The sequence below is a fragment of the Pseudomonas sp. ASL3 genome, from assembly GCF_056680425.1.
Genome location: NZ_CM155281.1, coordinates 3,326,826 through 3,349,766, shown reverse-complemented (window position 1 = coordinate 3,349,766; position 22,941 = coordinate 3,326,826). Strand labels below are relative to the sequence as shown.

The 22,941-nt window shown below is 58.8% G+C and carries 21 protein-coding genes; 15 read left to right on the top strand and 6 right to left on the bottom strand.

Translation table 11 applies throughout. From position 1 onward, the window contains the following. Positions 1 to 57 precede the first annotated feature (57 nt). From AC1MEE_RS15465 to dctM, 8 genes are all read left to right on the top strand, one after another. Entirely contained in the window at positions 58 to 885 is an 828-nt protein-coding gene (locus AC1MEE_RS15465; RefSeq protein WP_480410485.1) for an HTD2 family dehydratase, read from the top strand. Positions 886 to 970: 85 nt separating this feature from the next. Beyond that, positions 971 to 2,134: an acyl-CoA dehydrogenase family protein gene (locus AC1MEE_RS15460; RefSeq protein ID WP_480410484.1), complete on the top strand. Its 1,164-nt coding sequence runs from the start codon at positions 971 to 973 to the stop codon at positions 2,132 to 2,134. A 10-nt stretch (positions 2,135 to 2,144) separates the two neighbouring features. Next, positions 2,145 to 3,494 carry an MmgE/PrpD family protein gene (locus tag AC1MEE_RS15455; protein WP_480410483.1) on the top strand — a complete coding sequence of 450 codons (1,350 nt, stop codon included), beginning with the start codon at positions 2,145 to 2,147 and terminating at the stop codon, positions 3,492 to 3,494. 125 nt (positions 3,495 to 3,619) lie between these two features. Next, on the top strand, positions 3,620 to 4,822 hold the full coding sequence (locus AC1MEE_RS15450) for a CaiB/BaiF CoA transferase family protein (RefSeq protein WP_480410482.1): 1,203 nt from the start codon (positions 3,620 to 3,622) through the stop codon (positions 4,820 to 4,822). A gap of 151 nt (positions 4,823 to 4,973) precedes the next feature. Continuing rightward, positions 4,974 to 5,792: an HpcH/HpaI aldolase/citrate lyase family protein gene (locus tag AC1MEE_RS15445; protein WP_480410481.1), complete on the top strand. Its 819-nt coding sequence runs from the start codon at positions 4,974 to 4,976 to the stop codon at positions 5,790 to 5,792. 132 nt (positions 5,793 to 5,924) lie between these two features. Next, positions 5,925 to 6,914 carry a TRAP transporter substrate-binding protein gene (locus AC1MEE_RS15440; RefSeq protein WP_480410480.1) on the top strand — a complete coding sequence of 330 codons (990 nt, stop codon included), beginning with the start codon at positions 5,925 to 5,927 and terminating at the stop codon, positions 6,912 to 6,914. A gap of 73 nt (positions 6,915 to 6,987) precedes the next feature. Then, positions 6,988 to 7,620, top strand: a complete 633-nt coding sequence (locus AC1MEE_RS15435; RefSeq protein WP_480410479.1) for a TRAP transporter small permease — start codon at positions 6,988 to 6,990, stop codon at positions 7,618 to 7,620. Further along, positions 7,620 to 8,903 (top strand): C4-dicarboxylate TRAP transporter large permease protein DctM, encoded by a 1,284-nt coding sequence (gene dctM / locus AC1MEE_RS15430; RefSeq protein ID WP_480410478.1) that lies wholly within the window; start codon positions 7,620 to 7,622, stop codon positions 8,901 to 8,903. The genes AC1MEE_RS15435 and dctM overlap by 1 nt, the downstream gene beginning before the upstream one ends. Before the next feature lie 188 nt (positions 8,904 to 9,091). Here the strand turns inward: dctM and AC1MEE_RS15425 are convergent, their stop codons facing one another. Continuing rightward, positions 9,092 to 10,036 (bottom strand): hypothetical protein, encoded by a 945-nt coding sequence (locus tag AC1MEE_RS15425; protein WP_480410477.1) that lies wholly within the window; start codon positions 10,034 to 10,036, stop codon positions 9,092 to 9,094. A 395-nt stretch (positions 10,037 to 10,431) separates the two neighbouring features. Between AC1MEE_RS15425 and AC1MEE_RS15420 the strand changes: the two genes are divergently transcribed. Together AC1MEE_RS15420 and AC1MEE_RS15415 are read left to right on the top strand one after the other, a co-directional pair. Next, complete coding sequence (locus AC1MEE_RS15420) at positions 10,432 to 10,923, top strand: N-acetyltransferase family protein (RefSeq protein ID WP_480410476.1); 492 nt, start codon at positions 10,432 to 10,434, stop codon at positions 10,921 to 10,923. Between the two features lie 337 nt (positions 10,924 to 11,260). Then, positions 11,261 to 11,533, top strand: coding sequence for a DUF1652 domain-containing protein (locus tag AC1MEE_RS15415; protein ID WP_480410475.1), 273 nt, complete (start codon positions 11,261 to 11,263; stop codon positions 11,531 to 11,533). A gap of 400 nt (positions 11,534 to 11,933) precedes the next feature. Here AC1MEE_RS15415 and AC1MEE_RS15410 read toward each other — a convergent pair whose 3' ends face one another. Beyond that, complete coding sequence (locus tag AC1MEE_RS15410) at positions 11,934 to 12,845, bottom strand: LysR substrate-binding domain-containing protein (RefSeq protein WP_480410474.1); 912 nt, start codon at positions 12,843 to 12,845, stop codon at positions 11,934 to 11,936. Between the two features lie 134 nt (positions 12,846 to 12,979). Between AC1MEE_RS15410 and AC1MEE_RS15405 the strand changes: the two genes are divergently transcribed. From AC1MEE_RS15405 to AC1MEE_RS15390, 4 genes are all read left to right on the top strand, one after another. Then, positions 12,980 to 14,497, top strand: coding sequence for an HAL/PAL/TAL family ammonia-lyase (locus AC1MEE_RS15405; RefSeq protein ID WP_480410473.1), 1,518 nt, complete (start codon positions 12,980 to 12,982; stop codon positions 14,495 to 14,497). A 723-nt stretch (positions 14,498 to 15,220) separates the two neighbouring features. After that, positions 15,221 to 16,648: a pyridine nucleotide-disulfide oxidoreductase gene (locus tag AC1MEE_RS15400; RefSeq protein ID WP_480410472.1), complete on the top strand. Its 1,428-nt coding sequence runs from the start codon at positions 15,221 to 15,223 to the stop codon at positions 16,646 to 16,648. Positions 16,649 to 16,870: 222 nt separating this feature from the next. Further along, on the top strand, positions 16,871 to 17,806 hold the full coding sequence (locus tag AC1MEE_RS15395) for a ketopantoate reductase family protein (protein WP_480410471.1): 936 nt from the start codon (positions 16,871 to 16,873) through the stop codon (positions 17,804 to 17,806). Between the two features lie 206 nt (positions 17,807 to 18,012). Further along, positions 18,013 to 18,255, top strand: a complete 243-nt coding sequence (locus AC1MEE_RS15390) for a DUF465 domain-containing protein (protein WP_480410470.1) — start codon at positions 18,013 to 18,015, stop codon at positions 18,253 to 18,255. Here AC1MEE_RS15390 and AC1MEE_RS15385 read toward each other — a convergent pair. Then, complete coding sequence (locus AC1MEE_RS15385) at positions 18,252 to 19,265, bottom strand: hypothetical protein (protein ID WP_480410469.1); 1,014 nt, start codon at positions 19,263 to 19,265, stop codon at positions 18,252 to 18,254. The two genes, AC1MEE_RS15390 and AC1MEE_RS15385, sit on opposite strands and share 4 nt — an antisense overlap. A gap of 111 nt (positions 19,266 to 19,376) precedes the next feature. Here AC1MEE_RS15385 and AC1MEE_RS15380 point away from each other — a divergent pair, with 111 nt between their 5' ends. After that, entirely contained in the window at positions 19,377 to 20,282 is a 906-nt protein-coding gene (locus tag AC1MEE_RS15380; RefSeq protein ID WP_480410468.1) for a LysR family transcriptional regulator, read from the top strand. 143 nt (positions 20,283 to 20,425) lie between these two features. Here AC1MEE_RS15380 and csrA read toward each other — a convergent pair whose 3' ends face one another. From csrA to AC1MEE_RS15365, 3 genes are all read right to left on the bottom strand, one after another. Next, positions 20,426 to 20,614: a carbon storage regulator CsrA gene (gene csrA, locus AC1MEE_RS15375; RefSeq protein WP_274131873.1), complete on the bottom strand. Its 189-nt coding sequence runs from the start codon at positions 20,612 to 20,614 to the stop codon at positions 20,426 to 20,428. A gap of 359 nt (positions 20,615 to 20,973) precedes the next feature. Then, on the bottom strand, positions 20,974 to 22,326 hold the full coding sequence (locus AC1MEE_RS15370) for a GntP family permease (protein ID WP_480410467.1): 1,353 nt from the start codon (positions 22,324 to 22,326) through the stop codon (positions 20,974 to 20,976). A 105-nt stretch (positions 22,327 to 22,431) separates the two neighbouring features. After that, positions 22,432 to 22,923: a gluconokinase gene (locus tag AC1MEE_RS15365; RefSeq protein ID WP_480416238.1), complete on the bottom strand. Its 492-nt coding sequence runs from the start codon at positions 22,921 to 22,923 to the stop codon at positions 22,432 to 22,434. Positions 22,924 to 22,941 lie beyond the last annotated feature (18 nt).

The following is a 22,941-nucleotide window of genomic DNA, read 5'->3' as shown; positions in this document are numbered from 1 at the left end:
AATGCCGAGCGCCTTGCATGATCCCCCCATAACAACAACTGGCAAGGGGGAACCCGCATGAGTGCTTCAGATTTCAGTGCCTGGCTTGGACGCACCGAAGAGGCCCAGGATCAACTGAGTCGTAACTTGATCAAGCGCATCGCTGCGACCTTCGGCGAAGAGGCTCCTGCTCACGGCGCGGCCCTGCCGCCGCTCTGGCAATGGTGCTTCTTTCAGGAGCCGCTGGCTGAATCCCTGCTTGGTACTGACGGTCATCCGGCACGCGGTGGCTTCTTGCCCCCGGCCGATAACCGCAACCGCATGTGGGCCGGTGGTCGTATCGAGTTCCTTGAACCGCTACGGGTCGGCGCCGATGCCCACCGGCTTTCGACCATCACCCATATAGAAGAAAAGATCGGCCGCACCGGCGCGTTGTTGTTCGTCACCGTGCGCCACGACTATTCCCAGGACGGTCGCCTGGCGATCCGCGAAGAGCAGGACATCGTTTACCGCGAGCCCAATCCACCCAAGCACAGCAGTGGCCAGGCGCTGGAGGAGGGCGAATGGAGCGAAACCATCGCACCGACGTCGACCCTGTTGTTCCGTTACTCCGCCGTGACCTTCAACGGCCACCGCATTCACTACGACTACCCCTACGTCACCGGCACCGAAGGCTATGCCGGGCTGGTGGTGCACGGCCCGATGATCGCCACGCTGAGCCTGCGCGCTTTTTGCCGGGCCAATCCGCAAGCGCGCCTGCGGCATTTCGCCTACCGCGGCGTACGACCGTTGATTGCCCCGCAACCGTTCAGCGTCGGTGGCCGCATTCTGCAACCGGGCAAAGCGCAATTGTGGGCTGGCAATGACGCCGGTATCGCCCAGAGCGCTGAAGTCCTGTTCGACTGAAAGCAGCGCCTCCCATCCTTGAGCAAACCATTTGCTAGACCCGCTGGCCGATTAAATCTGCTGGCGGACCCATGAGAGCCGATCGATGAACCCCAACGACAACGAAGAACTCAATGCCATCCGCGAAGGCGTGCGTGCCCTGTGCGCCGAATTCGATGCCGCTTACTGGCGCCAGATCGATGAACAAAAGGGTTTTCCTGAGGCCTTCGTCAAGGCCCTGACCGATGCCGGCTGGCTGGCGGCGATGATCCCCACTGAATACGGCGGCTCCGGCCTGGGTCTGGCCGAAGCGTCAGTAATCCTTGAAGAAGTGAACCGCTGTGGCGGCAACTCCGGCACCGTGCACGGCCAGATGTACAACATGTTCACCCTGCTGCGGCACGGCAGTGAAGCGCAGAAAAGCTATTACCTGCCGAAGATCGCCGCGGGCGAATTGCGCCTGCAATCGATGGCTGTGACCGAGCCCACCACCGGCACCGACACCACCAAGATCAAGACCACGGCGGTGAAGCAGGGCGACAAGTACGTGATCAATGGGCAGAAGGTGTGGATCTCGCGGATTCAGCATTCCGACCTGATGATCCTGCTGGCGCGCACCACACCATTGGCTGAGGTGCAGAAAAAATCCGAAGGCATGTCGATCTTCCTGGTCGACCTGCGCGAGGCCATCGGCAACGGCCTGACGGTCCAGCCCATCGCCAATATGGTCAATCACGAGACCAACGAGCTGTTCTTCGACAACCTGGAGCTGCCCGCCAGCAGCCTGATCGGTGAAGAGGGTAAAGGCTTCAAATACATCCTCGACGGCCTCAATGCCGAGCGCACGCTGATCGCCGCCGAATGCATCGGCGACGGCCGTTGGTTCATCGAAAAAGCCAGTGCCTACGCCCGTGATCGGGTGGTGTTCGGCCGGCCCATCGGGCAGAACCAGGGCGTGCAGTTCCCCATCGCCGAAGCCCATATCGAAATCGAGGCTGCTGACCTGATGCGCTGGCGCGCCTGCGAGGAATACGACAGCGGCAAGAACGCCGGGGCCAGCGCCAATATGGCGAAATACCTGGCGGCCAAGGCGTCCTGGGAAGCAGCCAATGCCTGCCTGCAAACCCATGGCGGTTTTGGCTTCGCCTGCGAATACGACATCGAGCGCAAGTTCCGCGAAACCCGTCTGTACCAGGTCGCGCCGATCTCCACCAACCTGATTCTTTCGTACGTCGCCGAGCACTTGCTCGAACTGCCACGCAGTTTCTGAGGAGCCGATCATGAGCCATACCCAAGCACTGGCCGGTTTCCTGGCCGACCTGAACTACGAACAGGTGCCGGACGCCGTTCTCGACCGCACTGAAGACCTGTTCCTCGACTGGCTCGGCTCGGCGCTGGCCAGCCAGGGGTCACATCCGATCCCGCTGTTCGAGCGTTATGCGCTGCGCATGGGGCCAGGTAATGGCCCGGCGAAGATCCTGGTCAATGGCCGTGGCACCTCGGCGTACTTCGCCGCGCTGGTCAACGCCGCGTCCTCGCATCTGGTGGAGCAGGATGACCTGCACAACAGCTCGGTGCTGCACCCGGCCACGGTGGTGTTTCCCGCCGTGCTGGCGGCGGCTCAGGATCTGGGAAAATCCGGTCGCGATCTGCTGCTGGCGTCGGTGGCGGGCTATGAAGCCGGGATTCGCATCGGCGAATTCATGGGCCGTTCTCACTATCGGATTTTCCATACCACGGCCACGGTCGGCACCCTCGCGGCAGCCGTCGCGGTCGGCAAATTGCTGGGCTTCGACAAAGAGCAATTCATCAACCTGCTCGGCAATGCCGGCACCCAGGCCGCCGGGCTCTGGGAGTTTTTGCGCGACGCGGCCGACTCGAAACAACTGCACACCGCCAAAGCCGCTGCCGATGGCCTGCTCGCGGCCTACATGACCCTCGACGGCCTGACCGGTGCACGCAATATCCTTGAAGGCGACCAAGGCATGGCCGCGGGCATGTCCAGCGATGCCGACCCGAGCAAGTTGTCCGACCGTTTGGGCAGCCGCTGGGCGCTGATCGAAACCTCGTTCAAGTTCCACGCTTCGTGCCGCCACACCCACCCGGCCGCCGATGCTTTGCTGCACCTGATGCAGCGCGAAGGCTTGACCCATGATCAGATCGCGCAGGTCACTACCCACGTGCATCAGGCGGCTATCGACGTTCTCGGTCGGGTCGTGGTGCCGCAGACCGTACATCAAGCCAAGTTTTCCATGGGCGCGGTGCTCGGTTTGATTGCGGTGCACGGCAGCGCGCAGTTGATCGAATTTCAGGAACTGGCCCTGACCGATCCGGCGGTGGCGGCGTTCCGCGAGAAAGTCAGCATGGTACTGGACAGCGAAGTCGACAGCGCTTATCCCGCGCGCTGGCTGGGCCGCGTGGTGGTCACCACCACCGACGGCCGCACGCTGACAGGGGCCATCGACGAACCCAAGGGCGATCCGGGCAACACCCTGTCGCGCCCTGAACTGGAAGACAAATTCCAGCGCCTGTTGGCGTTCTCCGGCGCACGCACGCCGGAACAGGGCAACGCGCTGATCGAAAAGGTCTGGCAACTGCGGGATGCCAGAGAACTGAACGATTTGATCTAGATCCTTGTAGGAGCGCGCTTGCCCGCGATAACGGCCGGAGGACGTTCATTCCGTCCCAACGATTACGACCGGTTCCCGGCCGATCGCGGGCAAGCGCGCTCCTACAGAACTGAGGTACACCGAACATGACAACCCGACAAAACCCACGTCCCCTGGACGGGATTACCGTGATCAGTCTCGAACACGCGATTGCCGCGCCTTTCTGCACCCGGCAACTGGCGGATCTGGGGGCACGGGTGGTGAAGATCGAGCGCCCTGGCAGCGGCGATTTCGCTCGCGGTTACGACGAGCGCGTGCGTGGCCTGGCCTCGCACTTCGTCTGGACCAATCGCTCCAAGGAAAGCCTGACCCTGGACCTCAAGCAGGACCAGGCAGGCGATATTCTTCTGGCCCTGCTCGGCAAGGCCGACGTCTTGGTGCAAAACCTCGCGCCCGGCGCTGCGGCGCGCATGGGCTTGTCCTTCGAAGCACTGCATGAGCGCTTCCCGCGGCTGATCATCTGCGACATCTCCGGTTATGGCGAGGGCGGTCCTTATGAAAAGAAAAAAGCCTACGACCTGCTGATCCAGAGCGAGGGCGGTTTTCTGTCGGTGACCGGTGGGCCGGATGAGGATCAGATGGCCAAGGCCGGCTGCTCCATCGCCGACATCTCGGCAGGCATGTACGCCTACAGCGGGATTTTGTCGGCGCTGATGCTGCGCGACAAAACCGGTGTGGGCAGTCGCATCGACGTGAGCATGCTGGAAAGTCTGGTGGAGTGGATGGGCTACCCGATGTACTACGCCTTCGACGGCGCCCAGCCGCCACCGCGCGCCGGGGCGTCGCACTCGACGATCTATCCCTACGGCCCGTTCCCGACCAAAGGCGGCGGCACGGTGATGCTGGGTTTGCAGAACGAACGCGAGTGGGCGTTGTTCTGCGAGAAGGTCCTGCTCGATGCGGCGCTGGCCACCGATGAGCGTTTTTCAGCGAACTTCAAGCGTTCGGAAAACCGCGACGTGCTGCGCCAGATCATTGTCGACGGCTTTGCGCAACTGACGGTGGAGGAGGTTGTCGCCCGGCTGGAAGTGGCGCAGATCGCCAACGCCCGGGTCAACGACATGCAAGGTGTCTGGGATCACCCGCAACTCAAGGCGCGCGACAGCTGGCGCGAAGTGGACAGCCCGTCCGGCAAGCTGCCGTCATTGCTGCCACCGGGGCGCAACGCCGCGTTCACCCCGCGCATGGACCCGGTGCCGGGCCTGGGTGAACACACCAACGGCATTCTCGGCGAGCTGGGATTTTCGGCTGAGGATCAGGCGCGGTTACAGGCGGCTGGGGTGGTTTGACGATCTCCTGTAGGAGCGGGCTTGCCCGCGATCAGCCTGATGAGGTGTGTCTGACACGCCGCCATCGCGGGCAAGCCCGCTCCTACAGATGACTGCGTCCCACTGCGAACACGGTATCTCAGCCCTCACAAATAAGAAGAGGAAATCAACCATGTCCGGTTCCATCGTCCGCTCCGCACTGTTTGTGCCCGGCAGCCGACCCGAGCGTTTCGCCAAGGCCATGGCCGCTGGCGCCGACGCAGTGATCGTCGATTTTGAAGATGCAGTAGAAGAGCCGCTCAAACGCCAGGCGCGAGAAAACCTGTCGGCCTTTTTCAACAGCACGCCACAGGCGTCGGTGTGGGTTCGGGTCAACGCCCCGGAACATGCCGAACACCTCGCCGATCTGGCGTTCTGCCAAAGCCATGCAGGGGTTGCCGGAGTGCTGCTGCCCAAGGTGGAAAGTGCTGCGCAGGTCGCTGCGGTGGCGGCCACCGGCAAGCCGATCTGGCCGATCATCGAGAGCGCTCGTGGCTTGTTGGCGCTGGCCGAAATTGCCGGCGCCACCGGTGTCGAGCGCTTGTCGTTCGGTGGTCTGGACCTGGCACTGGACCTGAACCTGAGCAACGGCTCTCAGGCGGCGCAGTGTGTGCTCGATCAGGCGCGTATATCGCTGATGCTCCATTCGCGTGGCGCTGGTCTGCTGCCGCCACTGGACGGCGTGCATCCTGCCATTGGCGATCCTGAAGGTTTGCATCGCTCCATCCGTCACGCCTATGAGATGGGCTTCGCGGGCGCCTTGTGTATCCACCCGAAACAGATTGCGGTGATCCACGAAGCGCTGGCGCCAAGCGCTGCAGACCTTGCCTGGGCGCAACGTGTGGTCGATGCCAGTGCCAGCGGCGCGGGTGCGTTCCAGATGGATGGGCAGATGGTGGACGCGCCGGTGTTGCTGCGCGCACAACGACTATTGGCACTGGCATTCAGCTAGGCCGAACGCTGGCTTACAAAAATGCAAATTCTCTAAACGCTTGGTCTTGTGCATCTTGAGTACACAGGCTTCGAACGCTCCAGATAGTTCTCTCCAGATAAAAGCAATCACAACAATAACAAGGTGAAATCGATGTTGAAGGTGACCCGGGCGCTCCTATGCGCCGCCGCAATGACCATGGCCAGCCTGGCTCAGGCAGCCGATCCGATTGTCATCAAATTCGCTCATGTCGTCGCTGAAAACACCCCTAAAGGGCAGGGCGCGCTGCTGTTCAAGAAACTCGCCGAAGAACGTCTGCCGGGCAAAGTGAAGGTCGAGGTTTACGCAAACTCGTCGCTGTTCGGTGACGGCAAGGAAATGGAAGCGCTGTTGTTGGGTGATGTTCAGATGTTGGCGCCGTCGTTGGCCAAATTCGAGCAGTACACCAAGCAGACTCAAATCTATGACCTGCCATTCCTGTTCAACGACATGGCCGCTGTCGATCGCTTCCAGGACGGTCCCGGTAAAGCGCTGCTGAGCTCCATGGACAGCAAGGGCATCCATGGTCTGGCTTACTGGCACAACGGTCTTAAAGAAATTTCGGCAAACAAACCACTGCGCGATCCGAAAGACGCTCGCGGCCTGAAGTTCCGTGTGCAGGCTTCCAGCGTACTGGAAGAGCAGTTCAAGGCCCTGCACGCCAACCCGCGCAAGATGAGCTTCGCCGAGGTCTATCAGGGCTTGCAGACCGGCACCGTCAACGGCACCGAGAACACCTGGTCCAACTATGAAAGCCAAAAGGTCAATGAAGTGCAGAAGTACTTCACTGAATCCAACCACGGCTTGATCGACTACATGGTGATCACCAACGCCAAATTCTGGAGCGGCCTGCCACCGGATATCCGTACCGAGCTGGAAAAGATCATGGTTGAAGTGACGGTCGAAGTGAACAAACAGGCCGAAGCGCTGAACCAGACAGCCAAGCAGAAAATCATTAACGCCAAAACCAGCGAAATCATCGAGCTGACGCCTGAACAGCGTGAAGCCTGGCGCGAAACCATGCGTCCGGTGTGGGCCAAGTTCTCGGATGAAATCGGTGCCGACCTGATCAAGGCCGCCGACGACGCCAACAAGCCGTCTTGATCTGTACAGACAGTGATGTCTGCGCGGCCGCTCTGATCTGAGCGGCCGTTCTCTCTACGTTCGGAGCACTTTTATGCAATCGCTGATGCGACTCTGGGAGCATCTGGAGGAGGCCTTTATTGCCTTCCTGCTGGCCGCCATGACGCTGGTGACATTCGTCTACGTGATGCTTAACAACATCTACACGCTGTTTTACACGTTGAGCGACAAGTGGGCGTTCAGCCGCGAGTTTTTCGCAGGCATTGGCGATCACCTGATGGGCTATGCCCAGGAAATGACCTGGAGCGTGGCACTGACCAAGGCGTTGTTTGGTTGGTTGATCTTCTTCGGCATGTCCTACGGTGTGCGCACCGCCGGCCACCTGGGGGTGGACGCGTTGGTCAAGCTGACGCCACGTCGGGTCCAGCGTCTGCTGGCAATGGTCGCGTGTGCGTGCTGCCTGGCGTATGCCGGGTTGTTCATGGTCGCCAGTTTCAAATGGCTGTTGGCCTTGTTCACGGCGCAGATCGGTGCCGAAGACCTCGATCAATTCGGCGTCAAGCTCTCCGACATCGCGCTGATCGTCCCCATCGGTTTCGCCATGGTGCTGATCCGCTATCTGGAAATCCTCTGGCGGCTATTCACCCATCGCCAGGTCGGCCTCGGGCTGGCCGATGAAGCGGCAGAAGCGAGCAAGCTGGCCAGTCATGACAAGGAGCAACACTGATGGCCGTTCTTTGTCTGTTCCTGCTGCTGTTCGTGTTCATGTTCCTGGGCGTGCCCATCGCGATTTCTCTGGGTTTGTCCGGTGCGTTATCGATTTTGATGTTCAGCCAGGACTCGCTGAGTTCGCTGGCGATCAAGCTGTTCGAAACCTCTGACGCCTATACCTTGCTGGCGATCCCGTTCTTCCTGCTCTCCGGTGCGTTCATGACCACTGGCGGCGTGGCGCAGCGGCTGATCGACTTCGCCAACGCCTGCGTCGGGCATATTCGCGGCGGCCTGGCGATCGCGGCGGTGCTGGCCTGCATGCTGTTCGCCGCCTTGTCCGGTTCGTCGCCAGCGACCGTGGCGGCCGTGGGGTCGATTGCAGTGGCAGGCATGGTGCGTTCCGGTTATCCGAAGGAGTTTGGCGCAGGGATCATCTGCAACGCCGGGACCCTGGGCATTCTGGTGCCGCCCTCGATCGTGATGGTGGTGTACGCGTCCGCGACCGAAACCTCGGTGGGCAAGCTGTTCATTGCCGGTATCGTCCCGGGCATCGTGCTGGGCCTGAGCCTGATGGTGGTGATCTACATCGTCGCCCGGATCAAGAAACTGCCAGCCCAGCCACGGGTCACCTTCCGCCAGTGGCTGCACACCGCGCAACGGGCGTTCTGGGGATTGCTGTTGCTGGTGATCATCCTCGGCGGGATCTACAGCGGCATGTTCACCCCGACCGAAGCGGCGGCGGTGGCGGCGGTGTACTCAGCCTTTGTCGCGCTGTTCATCTACAAGGACATGAAGATTCGGGACTGTCCCCGGGTGTTGATGGACTCAGGGCGCCTGTCGCTGATGCTGATGTTCATCATCGCCAATGCCATGCTCTTTGCCCACGTGCTGACCACCGAACAAATTCCCCAGCAAATCACCAACTGGGTGGTGTCTGAGGGGCTGACGCCGATCGGTTTCCTGATCATGGTCAACATCGTGTTGCTGGTAGCCGGCAGCTTCATGGAACCGTCGGCCATCGTGCTGATCCTGGCGCCGATCTTCTTCCCGATTGCGATGAAACTGGGCATCGATCCGATCCATCTGGGCATCGTCATGGTGGTGAACATGGAGATCGGCCTGGTGCACCCACCGGTGGGGCTCAACCTGTTCGTCACCTCGGCAGTGACCGGTCTGACCCTGGGGCAGACCATCCGTGCAGCCTTGCCGTGGCTATCGATCTTGCTGGTGTTTCTGATTCTGGTGACCTACGTGCCGTTCATCTCGCTGGCCCTGCCGAACTGGTTGGGTATGCCTTGAGGTTAAAGGAGTCAGCAAAAAGGCCGCTCCTGCGATGAGCAGAAGCGGCCTCGATCAACAGCCTTAACCTATCAGTGCACGAACAGGGCGATCAAAATGATGATCGGGATCGGTACACCGAGAAACAATAGAAGTAATGAGCGCATTGTTTTTCTCCTGGGTTATCAATAGTGCCCGGAACCGGCGGGTTAACGAACCGGTGGCAGGGTGGTGGAAGGGATGTAGGCGTCGTGCTCCAAAGATGAATCGCTCAGGTACACCACCGCATCCCGACGACGACCGCCAAAGGTAGCGGCCAGGCTGGCGATGAAGGCACCGCAGAGCAGGGCGACGAACATCCAGATAGACGCCCATGCCGCTAATTTACGGGCGGTGTCAGCGGCGTTTTTCGCAGCGACCTTGGCTTCGTCCACTGCCTGGTGAGCCTGACCGTACACCTGATCGATGCGACGTTCGGCATCGGCCTGGCTCAGGTTGGTGCGCTGGGCAACTATTTGCGCCAGGTAAGTACGGTCTTCAGCACTCAGCTGACCGTCTTTACTCAGGGTTCTGGTGAAGATCCTGAAGACCACGCCATGAGCCGCATCATCGCTGACGGCTGCCGGGCTCTCACCGCGGAACAGTGAGTCGACGAAGTAACCGAGGTCTTCACCGCTGGTGTTGCTGGCTGCCTGGGTCATTGCCCCGGCTGCACCAGACGTCATGCTCGCACCGGCTTGCACGCCACCACTGACTACGCTGCTGGCCGAGCTGACCACCAACGTCGCAGTGACTAATGTAGCCACCGCCCATGCCAGAAAACCGTGGGCCGTATCGCGAAAATACACTTCATCGCCATGCATGTTTGCCCACTTCACTCGCAGGCGCCCGGCGATATATCCGCCCAGGCCTGAAGCGACAACTTGGGTGAAGGCCAGCCAGACAATCGTCGAGATGCCCAGTCCTTTGGCACTGATGCCACTGTCTGACCATGGCGAGACGACCGAGAAGCCGAGACCGAAGCCCAGTACCACAAGAATCAGCGACAGCGCCGCCGCGCCCGCCGCCCCGGCAAATATTGCTCCCCAAGAGACTCCCGAGGCAGTTACCGACTCTTGTAAAACAGTTGAATAGTTACCCGAGGAAGAAGTCATTATTGTTCTGCTCCTTGTTTGAATAAGGGTGTTGCACGCGTTCATTCAAAACAGTGCAGTGGGCGTGCCACAGAGGTAGTTATATAAAGTCATTGTTTATCAATTACTTAAGGTTCATGCAGAACTTCAGGTCGTGCAATTTGCAATGGGTCGTGCCGTTACTACGGGCTTTATGCATTGCTCTGCATGAGCATTTCTTTATAGGGGGCACGGTTATCGATTGGACCTGCCTTGAATTCGTCGCCCTGAATCTTGTCCGATTTCAAGCGATGGACACGGGGCGGTTCCGATGGCGAGGCTTGCGCGTGCTGCTGTTTAGGGCTCTGCGCCGGCCAATCCTTCGCATATAGTGTCTTTACGCATCTGCTCCTGATTCTTCGAGAGGTTATCCGCACATGTTCCTTCATCGCCCCCTGGAAGAAAAAGACATCCCCGTTGTATGCGGCTTCCCCCAAAGCGCCGACGAACTGTTCTATATGTTTCCCAAAGCCACTTATCCCTTGACGCCGCCTCAGCTGCGCGACGCCATTGCCCAGCGCTCCGACTCCACCGTGATCGAAATGGATGGCGTGGTAGTGGGGTTCGCGAATTTTTATCGTTGGGTGTTTCGGGGTCGCTGCACGCTGGGCAATGTGATCATTTCCCCGAGCGCGCGCTCCAGGGGCGTAGGCCGTTATCTGATCGCCTACATGATTGACATCGCCTTTGACAAGCATGAAGCCAATGAAGTGACCGCGTCGTGCTTCAACCACAATGTCGCTGGCCTGTTGTTCTATCCCAAGCTCGGCTTTCAGCCTTACGCAGTCGAAGAGCGTCAGGACAAGCACGGGGCGCGGGTAGCGCTGATTCATTTGCGCCTGGCAAAAGATGAATCAAACCAGGCGTGAGCAACTGGCCGACGAGCGGCGATGGAAACGTTGAGAGACTTTTCCATCTTCCGTGAGCAAAACAGGGTCAGAAAGAGAGTTATCGTCGCTTTTATGCCCGGTCAGGGGCGATGAAACGTTTCTTCCATCAATTTTATGAATGACGGCGTTGGGCGTGATTAATAAAAGCCGTTATTAGCCGCCCGTTGCTACAACGTGGGGCGTGGGGTATAAAGTTTAAGATAACTCAAGTAAACGACGTCGTTTATTTGACGAATCACGACTGCGATCCTTATGCCTAATAATAGTTGTAGCAAGCGTCTGAAAATTGACCCGACTTGCTTCAAGGAGACTGTAAATGATTGCGTACAGGCTTTCCACATTGGAGTTACGCGGCATTATTGAGCGCGCTTTTCTGCCGATGCGCTGCAAGTGTACAGTGGCGCCTGATTATTCAATGACAGTTCAAATCTCTGACCCGCAATCCGATCGGGTTGATTTACTGGTGACGGGTATCTCTTTGGAAAGGCTCAATAACAGCAGAGATATATGCGATTTGGTGACTGAACTGCGTTATGACATGGTCAATAACAGCCAGCTGCACAGCCATCTCCATGCCAAGGCTGGCTGATGAGCGTGTTCCTGTTCTTGTGCTGGTGAAGGGAGCTGCGGTTGCTGGAAGAAAAGGGAGAAGGGGCGCTAAACGACTATTGTCGTGGTTGACCTTCCTCCGTTCTCCAGAGTCCGCAGCTTTTTTTATTCCGGCTTTTCACTCGCCACCCACCTCCAGCACCCAGCACTTCCGGGGATAGGCGCTGACGGCTGTGCATGATGCCTTTACTGTTTAAGACGATTTCAACAGGGTGTTTATAGCCTTTCGTTGTATCGCGTTAACACGGTGTGTTCGGCGCGAGCCTGTGACGGTTTTTCGGTGAGGTCATCGTCCTTTATTGTTATAACTTTAGAAGTACTGCGTAGACTAAGCACCGCCGCCTGCGTGAATACCTGACACTTCTTTATGCCGATACGGCCTATTCAACCGCCGCCAACAACCACTCGCGCAAGGCGCGAATTTTCGGTAGTTGTGCGCGTGGCGTGGGGTAGATCAAGTAGTAGGCTATGCCTTGATTGAGTTCTGTTTCGAACGGCGCCACCAGCACGCCGTCGTTCAGGCTTTCGCGCACCAGATTCAGATCGCCCAGGGCTACGCCTTGCCCACGGGTGGCTGCCGAGAGGGCGAGGTCCAGGGTGTCGAACGTTTGTCCGCGATGGAAGGCGACGCCACCGACCCCGGCGACCTCCAACCAGCGACTCCAGCCCTGTACCGGAATACAGTGCAGCAACGGCATCGCCTTCAAGTCAGCCGGTTTCGTCAGGCGTTTGGCCAACTCCGGTGAGCACACTGGCGTCAGCCGTTCCGCCATCAGTCGAATGGCCTCGACATCCTTCCAGTCACCGCGCCCATAAATGATCGCGGCATCCACATCGCTGTCCTCGAAGCGCGGTTCCCAGGCGTCGTAGGTGGTCACCCGCACGTCCACATCCGGCATGACCACCCGCAGGCTTGGCAGCAATGGCAAAAACCAGCGCGTCGCCAACGTAGGCGGCATGCGCAAGGTCAGCACCTGGCCGGCATTGCGCAGGCTGTTGCACATGTTGGTCAGTCGCGCGAAAGCATCCTCGACCACCGGCAGCAGCGCCTCGGCTTCGGGTGTCAGGCGCAGGCCGGTTTTATGGCGGATGAACAGGATCACGCCCAAGTGTTCTTCGAGCTGCTGAATTTGCCGGCTGATGGCGCTTTGGGTGACGAACAATTCCTTGGCCGCGCGACTGAACGTGCCACAACGGGCGGCCGTGGCGAACACCTCCAGTGCGCGTAACGGCGGTAAGCGTTGCAGGAAGCTCGGGCTGGTCAATACATGATCTGAAGGCATGGATGGCATGAGAATTTACCGCGTTTACGACTGGGTTCAGAGAGCTTAACGTAGTTCTGCCTGCTCGGATAAGTCCGTCTCATGCATGGATAGGTACTTGCTCGCAGCGGACGCAGAACCCCGAATTTACCTGGAGAAGCTGGATGAAGCGCGTAACCCTGGATCAACCGTTGGTGTGGTCGCAAGTCGTAGACGTGGCGGCGCAGGAGACGTTTCTCGATCTGTCGAGCGCCGCCAAAGCACGCATCGAGGCGGCCAACACCATTGTGCGCACGGTGGTGCAAAAGAACATCCGCGCCTATGGGGTCAATACCGGCGTTGGTGCGCTGTCCGACAGCGTGGTGCCGCCCGCGCAACAGAGCGCCTTGTCGCGCAATATTTTGATGAGCCACGCGGTGGGTGTCGGCAGACCGTTGGGAGTGACTGAGACGCGGGCGATCATGACCTGTGCAATCAACAATTTTGCTCACGGTTATTCCGGGCTGCGGCTGCGGGTGGTGGAGAGCCTGGTTGAGTTGCTCAATGCTCGCTGCACGCCTGAGGTTCCACGTCAGGGGTCGGTGGGCTATATCAGCCACATGGCGCACATTGGTCTGGTGCTGATTGGGCAGGGCTACTGTCGGCTCGATGGCGAGCGCCTGCCAGCCGCCGCAGCGCTTGAGCGCCTGGGCCTGGCGCCGCTATTGCTGGAAGCCAAAGAGGGCCTGTGCCTGGTCAACGGTTCGCCTTGCGTGACCGGCCTGGGTTGCCTGTTATTGGAGCGGGCCCGACGGTTGATGGACTGGGCGGATGCTATTTCGGCGATGAGTTTCGAAACCCAGCGTTGCCAGATCCGGGCGGTGAATGCGTCGGCCATGGCCTTGCGCGCGTCACCGGGATTGATGCAAGTCGCCGAGCGCTTGAGCGACCTGCTCGCCGGTTCGGGAATCCTCGCTGCCGCCACCGGGCGCCAGACTCAGGACGCCTTGAGTCTGCGCAGTATTCCCCATGTTCACGGGGCGGTGCGTGATGCCTGGGCGCAGGTGGCGTTGGTGGTCGACCGGGAGCTGGCAAGCGTCACCGATAACCCGGTGGTGTGCGGCACTCCCGAGGCGCCGGAAATTTATTCCCAGGCCCATGCAGTGGGAGCGGGTATCGGTCTGGCGATGGATCAGATTGGCATCGCCATGGCAGAGCTGGGCGCCATCTCCGAACGCAGAATCGATCGGATGGTCAATCCGCTGGTCAACGGGCTGCCGGCATTCCTGGCGGGCGAGAGCGGCGTTGAGTCAGGTTTCATGATCGCCCAGTACGCGGCGGTTTCTCTGGTGGCCCACAACCGGCGTCTGGCCGCCCCCGCCAGCCTCGACGGTGGTGTGACCTCGGGATTGCAGGAAGACATCCTCTGTCATGCGACACCTGCCGCACTCAAGGCGCAGGTGATTTTCGACAATCTGGAAAACATCTTCGCCATCGAACTGCTGGCGGCCAGCCAGAGCTACGACCTGTTGGACAAAGACCTGACCCCCGCACCGCGTACCGCGACACTGCACAGGGCCTTGCGCGAAGAGATCGCGGTATACGCCGATGACCGACCGTTGGGTGAAGACATTGCCTTGGCGGCGCGGTTCATTCAGCGCGAAAGTCCCAATGAGTTGTTGTCTCGTTCAGGCCTGGGTTGAAAACGCAGTGGCAACCGTAACTTTCGAGGGGATGAAAGTGATGAATAAGTGTGAGCATTTAAAGCAGAAGTACTTGCGTTAAAAGGTCTTTTCCCCGGTTTGGAGTTCATGGGCATTGCAATCCATTCCAGTGAATGAGTTGTTTAAGTCGATTGTTAAAAATAAACCCTTTCGTCATAAGTGCTGGAGTTTCGGCGTCAAAAAAACAATTTGATATTAATCAATGGTTTACAGTGTATATATGGCTTGGTGTGCTTATTCTCAAAAATTTGACACTGTGTGAAATTTTTGAAATTATCAAGTCAAGCCGTACGGTCGATAAGTCCAACACTTACACCGGGCTTGTTGTCTAGAAACCTGAGCCAGAGACCTTCACCAGGTCCGGCGGGGAGAGACCAGCACATTCATTGCTGGTGCCGCTCAGGTCGCGAACCGCTGAACGGGGCAGCGGTTCGTTTTTTTGCACGACCCCGGAATGTTTACTTAAAAGGGCATCCACAGTGGGTCGGAGCGGTAGCTTCGCCTGCGATAGGCAAGTGTCGGACAACGTTCTTAGCGACACTTCTGTTTGATGCCGCGCGCCTCTTCCTGTCTGCGTCTCGCTGTCCACAACTTCCAATAAGCCAAGGACTTCCCCAGCATTTCTGGGTGTGCCTCATCGCGCGCCCTCCCGAGAACAAGAAGTAGAAGTAACAGCCTCTATCCAAATACGGAGTCAACATCATGCATGGAGATCAACTGGAAGCCGTTTGTGGTTGTGTGGTAGGTGGTGCCGGCCCTGCGGGCATGGGGTTGATATTCAACGCCTTGAAGAGCGGTGCCTTGTCCGAAATGACACGCGATGGGCTGATCATCGTCGATGCCAGTCCTCAACCCGGGACCGGTCGGCTGGCGGAATATCAGATCACCGCCAACTCTGTCGGGGATGTATTTCTTGATTGCCTGCGCGATCCGGCGTTGCGCGAAGTGTTCGCGCCGCTGGAGCGAAGCGCGGCGTATTGGCGCATCCGTCATCAGGCTTTTGTCGCGCCGCCGTTGGCAGAGGTGGGGGAGCTGCTGGCGCAAGCGTCGAAGCTGGTGCTGGCTTATATCGTTCAGCACTATGACGTGCAGGTGTGGAGCCACACGACGATTACCGAAGTGGTCAGCGCCGATGATCAGTTTCAGGTCTGGGTCGAGCACGAGGGACGCCCTCAGGCGATTCGCTGCCGCACACTGGTGCTCAACCTCGGCGGCCATCAAGACCCTCGGCACCTGCTCAACGGGCTGGCTGATCAGGGGTTGTCATTGCCTCTGTCGGCCAGCATCCAGAGCGCCGATACCTTGCTGCGGATGAGTGCGGTCGAGCTGCGCGAACATTTTGCGCCGACCCTCGCCAAAGGTGGGCGGTTCACGGTGGTCGGCGGTTCGCACAGTGCCTTCTCGATCCTGGAAAACCTTGCCAGGGCGCTGCAAAGCGTCGGTCTGGAAGAGATGACATTGGTGCACCGTTCGCAGATCCGTTTGTTCTATGAAAGTGCCGAACAGGCATTGGCGAACGGTTATGTGTTTGATCCCATCGATGACGTTTGCCCGGTCTCGGGTCGGGTCAACCGTTCAGGGGGCTTGCGTTATAGCGCTCTGGAGGTGGGGCGGGGGATTCTCGAACATGGCCGGATCGGCAGTGACGGGGTTCGCGTCCATCTGCTGCAAACCAAAAATGGACCGGCGCAGCAGTATGAGCGCGCCAGCCGAGCCTTGGCAGAGTCGAGCGTGGTGGTGCAATGCACGGGTTATCAGCCTCGGTTGCCTGCGCTGAAATATGCCGACGGTAGCTCGATCACCCTGCGCGAGGTGAAGGGCGGTCTTGATTCCGATCCATCGGGCTGCCCTCTGGATCTGGCGGGCCAACGCGTGCACGGTCTGCATTTGTTCGGTCTGGGGTCAGGGCTTGGCGTTGACCCACGTCTGGGCAGTGAGCCCTCGTTCGATGGGCGAATCTACGGCGTCTGGCAATTTCATCACGACGCCAGTCGACCTGTGATCGAGGCGGTGTCGGCGCGGTTGAGAGCTCCTGTCTCCGAGAGGGCGGTATTCAGCCGTAGCCTGACTGAACGCCTTGAGGGCGGACGGCCATTTTTCTGGCCTGGCGTTGCCTCCATCGAAATTTGAGCAACTTCCAGCGTTGAGCTGATCCTCGTCCCGAGTGGCCTTTGGCTGCTCGGGATTTTTTTTGCCCGCGATTCGAGGCGTCGACTCTATGGATGATGGTACTCATCTATTATTGAATAGAGTGTGCGTGCCATCTATTTTCGGCGCTCATGCAAACGTCATAGGTAGGTAACGCGTCTGGTCTGTGAAGCATGTCAACGGCTCAACAGAGGTTCGACAGCAATGCACATTTTGATCGTTGGAGCGGGTGCGATAGGCGGTTATTTCGGCGGAAGGCTGTTGGAAGCTGCGCGAGATGTGACGTTTCTGGTCAGGCCCGGCCGAGCGCAGGAACTCGAACGTGACGGGCTGATCGTGCGAAGCCCGCTGGGCAACATCGATTATCCGGCGCCGCCGCATGTGCCGAGCCAGGAGCTGAGCACTCCCTACGACCTGATCATCCTGAGCTGCAAGGCCTACGATCTCGATGCGGCTATGGAATCCTTCGCCGCTGCGGTCGGCCCTGAAACGCTGATTCTGCCATTACTCAATGGCATGGCGCATCTCGACCGCCTGGCCGCACGCTTTGGCAGTGCCAATGTACTGGGTGGCCAGTGCCTGATTTCTCTGGATCGCGATGCTACGGGCACCATCGTGCATCTGAACGATACCAACCAACTGACCTTCGGCGAACTCGACGGACAAGCGACCGCGCGTATCCAGCGTGTGGCGAACGCCTTGGCCGGTGCGGGTTTCGAGGCCAATCTCAGTTCAAACATCCTTCAGGAAATGTGGGAGAAATGGTGCTTTATCGCCACGGGCGCCGGCATTACCGGTGCCATGCGCTCGGCAATCGGTGATGTGCTGGCCGCCGGTGGCGAATCGCTGGTGCTGAAATTGCTGGAGGAGTGCGCCGAGGTCGCGGCCAAAGCCGGTTACCCGCTACGTCCGAACGTCTACCAGCGCTTCGTGGAGATACTGACCCTGCCCGGCTCGACGATGACTGCCTCCATGTTGCGCGATATCGAGCGTGGTGCCGCCATCGAAGTCGAGCATGTGCTCGGTGATCTGGTCGCACGGCGCGACGCTGCTGGACTCGCTTCGGCGGATCCGTCGGTGCTTGGTTTTGTCTACACCCACCTTAAAGCCTACGAAGCGCGCCGCCTGCGCGAACAGTGATTTGCAACTTGGCGGTTTTTATGGTCATCGCGTCAGCCATTAACAGCCCCCTTCCATCGCGAATCGATCTGCTGGAGTATGTGAGTTGTGATCTGGTTGTAATGGCGTCGGGAAAGTGCTGTCTGGCTGGGCAAATAAGCCGAACCTTTTCCAGCAACCAGTACCATAATCTTACGACTTGCCGCAGGTTCAAGAGAGGTGACGACATGCCGGTCAAACATGATTTGTTCAAGGATTTGAATATTCCCAAGGAAGAAATCACCAAGCGCAGAGGCACCGACCCCAGGCTCAGCCAACTGCTCGACTCCTACGACTCGATCGACGCCAATGTGGTGGTTGCCGAATCCGGGTCCGCCGGAAACGTCACCGATGAAGAGCTCAGGAAACTCAAAGGAAAGCGCCTGAAAGTGAAGGACAAGATTGTCCGGCATCTGACTTCGGCGGGCTAAGCCTGCGTATCCGTCGTTCCAGGCTTGACGGCAGTGCGCTCCCAGCTCCCGGTCATCAGTGAGTAGGGGGAGTTGCCGTCAGGCTTGAGTGTCCAACGCAACGCCAATGCGTTCAAGCGCCTGATGATGCGCCGAGGGCTGAAATGCCATAGCCGCTCGGCACCTTCGAAGGCGACGCTGTTGAGTGAACCGAGAACAGCTGAGTCGAGAGTAATCTCCACATCGCCGGCCATTTGCAGCAGGTCGCCGGTGGCGAAATCGACGAACACCAGGCCTGCTTTTGGATTGAGGACAAAGTTGCCCAAGGTGTTGAAGAACAGATTGCCGGCGAAGTCCGGAATCGTCAGCGTTCCGTCCTCATTCAGTCGTACGAAACCCGGTTTTCCTCCGCGGTGGGACACATCGACCTGGCGCCCGCTCGCCGTATCGTTGACGTAAGACGCGACAAAAAACGAATCCGCGCCGCTGATCAGCTTGCGCGCGTCAGTATCCAGCTGCTCCATCCAATAAACTGCCGTTGAGCGTGAGTCACGGCTAAAGCTGAATTGCCGCTGTTGAATGTAGCGCGGGCAATTGCCGTAACTCTGCTCGACGGCAATATCGAAGCCGTGATCGTCGCTGCGCTCAAGGGTGCCATTGAGCCGGTTGCGGCGACGGGTCAGCAAATCGATCCCCAGCAGACCAATGGCCTGGCCGTGATCCATGCCGCCGTCCGCCGGGTCGCGGGCATCGCGTGGTAACTGCAAGTGCAGGCGGTAGGGGTCGACCGCCCGCATAAAACCTGGCTCACCGTCTCGAACGGTGGCCCATACATCACCCTCGGCATCGACCGCGCCCAGTACGACGAATGGCAACTGAGGATAGAACGTGCGGTGCTGCTCGATCAGTTGATCACGGATGACTCGGCTGCCTAGTTCAGCCATCCGTTCGGCCACGCCAGCGCTCTGCTGCAAGGCACGTTCACCGGCGTGCCAGGGTGAACCCGGGCCTTGGGATTGTTCGGTATTCATGGCTGATTACCTCCCGCCAAATAGATGATGCTAGTGATCGCTGTCGCTTGAATAAATGCTGGAAAAGGAAGATCTTTACTCCGAAATACGGAGTAGTAAGCGAGGTGAGCGATGGACACGGTTCAAGCGATGCGGGTGGTGTTGGCGATCATCGAACATGGCAGCCTCACCGCCGCCTCGGAAAAACTCGATGTTTCACTGCCGACCGTGGTCAGGGTGCTGGCGTCTACGGAGCAACATCTGGGGGTGCGCTTGTTCGAGCGCACCACGCGCCAAGTGCGCATCACTGAGGAGGGTAGACTCTATGCCGACGTCTGTCGCACGGTGATTCGGGAAATCGACGACATCGAGGATGTGTTCCGCGACAAGGCGAGTGAGCCCAGCGGTGCATTGTCGATCACGGCCCCCGTGCTGTTCGGCCGCCATCACGTCGCCCCGGTGCTCAACGGATTCATGACTCGTCACCCCAAGGTTACGGTGAACTTGAGCCTGATTGATCGGGTGATCGATCTGCTGGAGGAGGGGATCGACATTGCGGTGCGGATCGGTCATGTCACGGCGCCAGATCTGGTGGTGTCCCGTGTGGGTCAGGTACGCCGTTATCTGTGTGCCAGCCCGGCGCTGCTGGCTGAGATACGGACCATCAAGACTCCGGATGATCTCCGCGAGGCCCCCTTCATTCGCCTTGCCGGGGTGGTGACGGGGGCCCAGGTGATGTTGCAGGAGAACGGTAAACCGCTGTCGGTGAAAATGACCAACATCCGCATGACCACCAATAACGGTGACGCGGCCATTTCTGCCTGCCTTAGTGGCGTGGGGATCGGCTTTTTCCTGTCCTATCAGGTTCAGGAACTGCTCGACGAGGGCAAGCTGGAAAGGGTACTTGTCGCTCACCAGCCCGACCCTCTGCCGGTTTCATTGGTCTACCTGCCATCGCGTCGGGTGTCGATTCGTTCGCGAGCATTCATCGCCTGGGCAAAAGAAAAACTCGGCGAGCGTCTGCTTCGGTTTGCATGAAAAGCTCGCTCGGGTTAGCTGATATACCGGCGAAAGTGATGGGCGAGGCTATTTTTCAGCGCAAAAAAACGGCGTCATAAAGACGCCGGGCAGTTGATCTGACACAGAGACAGATTGCTCAGTGGGGGTGTGCAGTTACGAATTCATTGCGGGTCTTGATTAGGAGCAATCTCGGCCTGGATGCGTTTGTAAATTTCTTCACGATGTACAGAAACATTTTTCGGAGCGTTAATCCCTAGCCGGACCTGAAGGCCCTGAACGCCAAGAATCGTAACGGTGATCTCGTCACCAATGTTTATGCTTTCGCCTACTTTTCGGGTGAGTATCAACATAATCTTTTCCTTGATGGCCTCTTGAAGCGCCTCTATCAAGAGGCTGGCGTGTGCCGTGCGTGGTGATTGTTGCCGAGTACATCCAAACGCGTCCATCAATAAGACGTCACAAGTGCAAATTTAATTCCCTTGAAACGCTCATCTGTCATCAAATGGCGCCATATACGCTGAATGGCGCAATAATATCGTGCTTTTGGGCCATTCTGGATCCAAAGTACGGCGTTTGAGAGACTTGGTTCGCGGACTAGGCTATGTATAGTTTAGTCGCGATGGCGTCAGAACCGCAGCACAGAATCTGCGGTGAACGCTGGAGAGTTGGAGGCTGCATGCCCACGCCTGGCGTGGGCATGAGAGAGGAGTCAGACCAGCAGCGACAACAACAGGATAAACAGCAGACCTACCACAGACAGGATGGTTTCCATCGCCGTCCAGGTCTTGAAGGTTTCGGCGACGGTCATGTTGAAGTACTGCTTCACCAGCCAGAAGCCTGCATCGTTTACGTGCGACAGGATCAACGAACCGGCACCCGTTGCGAGCACCAGCAGTTCACGGTTCACTCCGGGGATCATGCCCACCACGGGTGCAACGATACCGGCACCGGTGATGGTCGCGACCGTTGCTGAACCCGTAGCAATGCGGACCACCGCAGCGACCAGCCAGGCCAGCAGGATCGGCGAAATTTCCGCTCTCACAGCCATGTGGCCGATCACATCGCCCACGCCGCTGGCGACCAGCATTTGTTTGAAACCACCGCCGGCGCCGACAATCATGACGATCGCCGCGACCGGTGCAAGGCTCTGATCGAGCAGCTTCATTATCTGTTGCCGGGAAAAACCGCGAGCTGCGCCAAAGGTGTAGAACGCCAGCAACAAGGCAGCGAGCAGGGCTGTGATCGGGTGACCGATCAAGTCCATCCAGACCCGGATTACGCTGCCGTCCGGCAGCGTAATGTCAGCCAGGGTTTTGAGCAGCATCAGGAACACCGGCAGCAGGATCGTCACCAGCGTGATGGCAAAGCCCGGCAGGTTTTCGGTGCTGGACTCATGAGCGATCTGGTCCATTAGCTCTTTCGACGGCGTGCCGGGAATGTAGCGTGAGATCCACTTGCCGTAGATCGGCCCGGCGATCATCGCCGTGGGCAACGCAACGATCAGACCGTAGAAAATGGTTTTGCCGATGTCGGCACCGAACACGCCAATCGCCAGCAGCGGACCCGGATGCGGCGGAACCAGTCCGTGTACCGCCGAAAGCCCGGCCAGCAGGGGAATACCGATCTTGACGATCGATAAACCCGTGCGTCGAGCCACGATGAACACCAGCGGGATCAGCAGGACGAAGCCGATCTCGAAAAACAGCGGGATGCCCACCAGGAACGCAGCAAACATCATCGCCCAGTGCACACGATCCTTGCCGAACACGCGGACCAGGGTACGAGCGATCTGATCGGCACCGCCGGAGTCCGCCATCAACTTGCCGAGCATGGTGCCCAGGGCCAAGAGGATGCCGACGAAGCCGAGGACGCCGCCGAAGCCGTCCTGAAACGACTTCATGACCTTATCCACCGGCATGCCGGACGTCAGGCCAAGAAAACCCGATGCCAGGGTCAGCGCGACAAAGGGGTGGACTTTAAAACGGGTGATCAGCAGCACAAGGCCGATGATGGTCACCAGTGCGTCGACGAGCAGGTACGTCTCTTGGGTCATACCAAACATGGGGTATCTCTCCAGTTGTCTTTGTTTTTTTGGAGCTACTGCTCAGGGAAGTATTCAATCTTCAGTGTAGATTGGAAGACAGCGCTATCTTTGGCGTTCACGGCTTTACTGCGGCCGTGAGGCTTTCCACCAGGCTGCGGCTTTTTCCCCCAGCGTGTCGATGGGCAGAGTCGCGTCGACCACCAGGGTCAAGGTTTCGCCGTACGGCGGTTCAAGAGTCGCGAACTGGCTGTCCACCAGACTGGCAGGCATGAAATGATCGGGACGATGTTGCATGCGTTCGAAGGCCACTTCCTTGGTCAACTCAAGAAAGACGAAGCCAAGCCCGGGCACGGCTTTTCGCAGTGTTTCGCGGTAGCGCAGTTTGAGGGCCGAGCAGGTCAGGACCGGGCGTTCCCCTTTTTGCAACGCGCTGGCCAGCTCTTCGCCCAAACGGGTAAGCCAACCGGCACGGTCGTCGTCATTGAGGGGGGTGCCGGCGCTCATCTTTTCGATGTTGGCGGCAGAGTGGAAGGCGTCACCTTCGATCAGGCGTCCACCAATGCGTTGGGCGATGGCAGCGCCGACAACACTTTTGCCGCAGCCGGCGACACCCATTACCACGAGGGCGGAAAT